Source organism: Xinfangfangia pollutisoli, from assembly GCF_020179405.1.
Classification (GTDB): Bacteria; Pseudomonadota; Alphaproteobacteria; order Rhodobacterales; family Rhodobacteraceae; genus Pseudogemmobacter; species Pseudogemmobacter pollutisoli.
Genome location: NZ_JAICBZ010000149.1, coordinates 1 through 4,005 on the forward strand (window position 1 = coordinate 1; position 4,005 = coordinate 4,005).

At 69.5% G+C, this 4,005-nt stretch carries 5 protein-coding genes; 1 reads left to right on the forward strand and 4 read right to left on the reverse strand.

Translation table 11 applies throughout. The features are described from left to right. Together K1Y73_RS21455 and K1Y73_RS21460 are read right to left on the reverse strand one after the other, a co-directional pair. On the reverse strand, positions 1-212 hold a 212-nt coding region (locus K1Y73_RS21455; RefSeq protein WP_225030437.1), incomplete at its 3' end, for a helix-turn-helix domain-containing protein. Between the two features lie 272 nt (positions 213-484). Next, entirely contained in the window at positions 485-1,018 is a 534-nt protein-coding gene (locus K1Y73_RS21460; RefSeq protein ID WP_225030438.1) for a c-type cytochrome, read from the reverse strand. A gap of 129 nt (positions 1,019-1,147) precedes the next feature. Here K1Y73_RS21460 and K1Y73_RS21465 point away from each other — a divergent pair, with 129 nt between their 5' ends. After that, complete coding sequence (locus K1Y73_RS21465) at positions 1,148-2,017, forward strand: prephenate dehydratase (RefSeq protein ID WP_225030439.1); 870 nt, start codon at positions 1,148-1,150, stop codon at positions 2,015-2,017. 56 nt (positions 2,018-2,073) lie between these two features. On the opposite strand, the gene K1Y73_RS21470 is transcribed toward K1Y73_RS21465, so the two are convergent. Together K1Y73_RS21470 and nudC are read right to left on the reverse strand one after the other, a co-directional pair. After that, complete coding sequence (locus K1Y73_RS21470) at positions 2,074-2,553, reverse strand: SRPBCC family protein (protein ID WP_225030440.1); 480 nt, start codon at positions 2,551-2,553, stop codon at positions 2,074-2,076. Between the two features lie 111 nt (positions 2,554-2,664). Next, positions 2,665-3,630, reverse strand: a complete 966-nt coding sequence (nudC, locus tag K1Y73_RS21475; protein WP_225030441.1) for an NAD(+) diphosphatase — start codon at positions 3,628-3,630, stop codon at positions 2,665-2,667. Positions 3,631-4,005 lie beyond the last annotated feature (375 nt).

The following is a 4,005-nucleotide window of genomic DNA, read 5'->3' on the forward strand; positions in this document are numbered from 1 at the left end:
GCCTCGCCCTGCGGGGTCAGCCGGTAGCCGGTCTGGGCGCGGCGGAACAGGCTTTGCCCCGCCCGCTGTTCCAGCGCCAGCATGCGCCGGCCCAGCGTCGGCGCCGACAGCCCGCTCTGCCGCGCCGCCACCGACAGGCCGCCCGCATCGGCGACCAGCAGGAACAGCTGCAAATCGTCCCAGCTGATGTCTTTCACCAGTGAAACACCCATTGCGATCCCGGGCGCAGATTCGCCCCGATCCGCAGCTTATTCGGTCATCTGTGAAACACCAGACCCGAGATCCCCATGCTGCCCCTGATCCCCCCGCCACGCCGCCCCAGCCTGTCCGAGGAAGAATTCTACGCGCTGGGCGGCACGTTTTCCGCCTGGCAGGCCCAGCTGCGCCGGATCTGGCGCTGGCGCGCGGCCCCTTGGCGCCAACCTGCGCCAAAGCAAAAGGCCGCCCCGGAAGGAGCGGCCCAAAGACGCAGCGGCGCTGCGGATCAGTTCTGAGCGGCCAGGAAGGCGATCAGGTTCGCGCGGTCTTCCGGCTTCGGAATGCCCGCGAATTTCATCTTCGTATCCGCGGCGAAAGCCTTGGGGTTTTCCAGGAAGTGGAACAGCGTCTCGGCATCCCAGACCGCCGGATGATGCGCCGCCATCGAGGCCGAATAGGCAAAGCCCGGCACTTCGGCGATCGGGCGGCCCACGACGCCGTTCAGATGCGGGCCGGTCGCGTCCTTGCCATCGACATGGTGGCAGGCCTTGCACTTCGAGAACACCTTCTCGCCCGCGGCGGCATCGCCCGCGGCCAGCAAGGCGGCCACGTCAACGGCCGGAGCAGCCTCGGCGCCGGCGGCCGGCGCGGCCGAAGCGACCTCGATCGTATAGGCCTGGGCATGCTCTTCGCCTTCCCCGCCATGGCCGCCGGCGCCCATCGCATAAATGCTCGTGGCGGCCCAGTTGCCCAGCAGGAAGACAAGAAGCGATCCGCAGACCGCACCAACCGACTTGGTCACTGTCATCGTGTCGAACATGTCGCGCGCATCCCCTGGCCGTGTTTCGGGCGGTTTCTATATGCTTCCCCCCATGCAGCGCAAGGTGTACGAGCGCGACCAAACGCCCCTTCCGCCCGATTGTGGCGGCCAAGACCCGAGAGCGCCCCGATGACGGCCCAGACCAAAGCCCCGATGACCGCCCCGAAACCCGTTCCGGGCCGCATCGCCTTTCAGGGCGAACCGGGGGCCTATTCGCATCAGGCCTGCACCCAGGCCCGCCCCGGCTGGGAAGTCGTGCCCTGCCAGACCTTCGAGGATGTGGTCGAGAAGACCCGCTCGGGCGAGGTGGATCTGGGCATGCTGGCGGTCGAAAACTCGACCTATGGCCGGGTGGCCGATGTCCACAGCCTGCTGCCCCGCGCCGGGCTGCATATCGTGGACGAGGCTTTCGTGCGCGTGCATGTCAACCTTCTGGGGGTGAAGGGCGCGCGGCTGGATCAGGTGACGGAAGCGCATGGCCATGTGGTGATCCTGCCGCAATGCGCGGGCTTCCTGAAGGCGCATGGCATCAAGGGCCATATCAGCAGCGACAATGCCCGCGCCGCCCGCGAAGTGGCCGAGGCCGGCCTGCCGCATCGCGCCGCGCTGGCCAGCCGGCTTGCGGCCGAGATCTACGGGCTTGAAGTGCTGGCGCCCGAGATCGAGGATCAGAAGAACAACACCACGCGATTCCTGGTGATGGCGCGCGCGCCCGACCTGACCCGCCGCGGCGATCAGATGATCACCACCTTCACCTTCCGCGTCCGCAACATCCCCGCCGCGCTGTACAAGGCGCTGGGGGGATTCGCGACGAACGGGGTGAACATGACCAAGCTGGAAAGCTACATGGTCGGCGGCAGCTTCACCGCGACCGAATTCTATGCCGATGTCGAGGGCCATCCCGAAGACCCGCCCGTGGCGCGCGCGCTGGAGGAACTGGGCTTCTTCACCACCGAGCTGAAGATCCTCGGCGCCTATCCGGCCGACCGCAAGCGCTGACCGGCCCGCGCCGGCAGGGCAGACGGGGGCGCGCGCCAGACGCAGCCCGTCCAGGCTTAGCGCGGCAGGGCGCTGCCGCCGCGGAACTTGTCCTCGATCAGCACGGCCAGCTTGCCCGCCGCGCCGTCGACGCGCTTCAGCATCCGCCCCCGCGCCAGGCGGAAGCTTTGCAGCACCAGGCGCGCGGCCAGGGTCTTGGGCTTCACCTCGCCCTGAATGGTCAGCCGGGTGCGCTTTGGCGCCAGCGCCATCAGATCCACCCGGACCGCGCCCAGGATCGCATCGCCTTCGACCCCATAGCTCAGATGGCTGCCCGGCTCGCCCTCGGTATAGCGCAGCACCAGATTGCGCGCCTTGCCGCGCCAACGGAATTTCAGCCGCCAGGCCATGCCGGGGCCGGGCTGGGTCAGCCGGTCCACCCGCTCGATCTCGGCGCCGCGCCGCATCGCCATGCGTTCGAACTGATCGAAATCGGTCAGCTGCGCGAAGACGAAATCCATCGGCGCCTCGATATCCTGCCGTGTGGTCAGTTTCATTGCCTGTCTCCTGGCCTCAGCAGGCCCTTTGCGGGCTCATGGGTCGCCCGGACCACCGGCCCGGGATCGGCACCAAAGCGTCAAAGCCGCCCGGCGCGCGCGCATCTTGCCTCAATCCAGCCGGCCGGCAAGCCAGTTTGCAAGCAGGATCTGCGCGATGGCGCCTTTCCGCGGCGCCCGGATCCGCGGATGCCGGCCCGCCGCCACTTCGGCCATCTCTTCGCGGCTGATCCACAGCGCATCCTCCAGCTCGACCGGGTCCAGCGTGATCGCCTCGGTCAGCGCCTCGGCCCGGCAGCCGATCATCAGCGAGGCCGGGAAGGGCCAGGGTTGGCTCGCGACATAGCCGACCGGGCCGCAGATCACCGCGGTCTCCTCGGCCACTTCGCGGCGGACCGCCGCCTCGATCGTCTCGCCCGGCTCCATGAAGCCCGCCAGACAGGAATACATCCCCTCGGGCCAGCCCGGGCTGCGCCCGATCAGCGCCCGGTTGCCGCGGGTGACCAGCATGATCACCACCGGATCGGTGCGCGGGAAATGCTGCGCCCCGCAAGAGGGGCAGCGGCGCTGCCAGCCCGCCTGTTCGGGCGCCGAGGGCTGGCCGCAGGCCGAACAGAAGCGGTGGCTGCGGTGCCAGTCGGTCAGCGCCTTGGCCATGGCGGCGAATTCGCCCTCGTCGGGATCCAGCCGGCCCAGCAGCGCGCGCAGATCGCCCAGCCCCTCGCCCCGCTCTTGCGCCAGCGCCGGATGCAGCTGCAGCCCGGCATCGAAGGGCCCCGCGCCCGGGCCGGGCAAGGGATGCATTTCGGGCACCCAGGCCGAGATATCGGCGGCAAAGCGGCCGCGGCCTTCGGCATCGGTGCCCAGAAACACCGGCGGCGCGGCCTCGGCCAGAAGCGGATGGTCCGGGGCCAGCCAGCACAGGCCCTCGGGGCCCTGCGCGACCCGCCCGCGCCACAGCGCCAGCACAAGCCCCGCGGCCCAAAGCCCTGCCAGCGCCGCCGCATCGCCGCGCAGTGCCTGGGCCCGGTTCAGCCGCGGGCCACTGTCAAAGGCCATACCGCTTAGATCGCGCATCCCGCCGCCCTTTCCGTTCCGTCCGTCGGGCCCCTGCCCGCCCGGCCTTCCTGCCATGCCGCGCCGCGCCGCGAAAGCCGCCCCGCATCCCGGCCGCTTCTTTCCACCCGCGCCCGCGCCGCGCGCCGAGGCCATGAAACAAATGCAAATATCCCCAGCACCGCACGCATGCATCTTGCGCGGAGCCAGCAAGAATGACACGCTAAAGGCGATTTTGAATGTGTGGTTCGCGGCTTGGCCGGTGCGTTGCGTGGTGCTGGCCGCCGCTGTCTTTCAGAGTTCGGCGATGGTTCAGAAGCTTTCACACGCAACCCGCCCGGGCAAGGCGGCGCCCGGGCCAGCCGGGCCCGGACCATCGGCCCAGGGCGCGGCCGC

What these genes read in the sequence shown, in the direction of transcription:
- K1Y73_RS21460 (WP_225030438.1), bottom strand. Translation starts at nt 1,018, where the DNA reads ATGTTCGACACGATGACAGTGACCAAGTCGGTTGGTGCGGTCTGCGGA.
- K1Y73_RS21465 (WP_225030439.1), top strand. Translation starts at nt 1,148, where the DNA reads ATGACGGCCCAGACCAAAGCCCCGATGACCGCCCCGAAACCCGTTCCG.
- K1Y73_RS21470 (WP_225030440.1), bottom strand. Translation starts at nt 2,553, where the DNA reads ATGAAACTGACCACACGGCAGGATATCGAGGCGCCGATGGATTTCGTC.
- nudC (WP_225030441.1), bottom strand. Translation starts at nt 3,630, where the DNA reads ATGCGCGATCTAAGCGGTATGGCCTTTGACAGTGGCCCGCGGCTGAAC.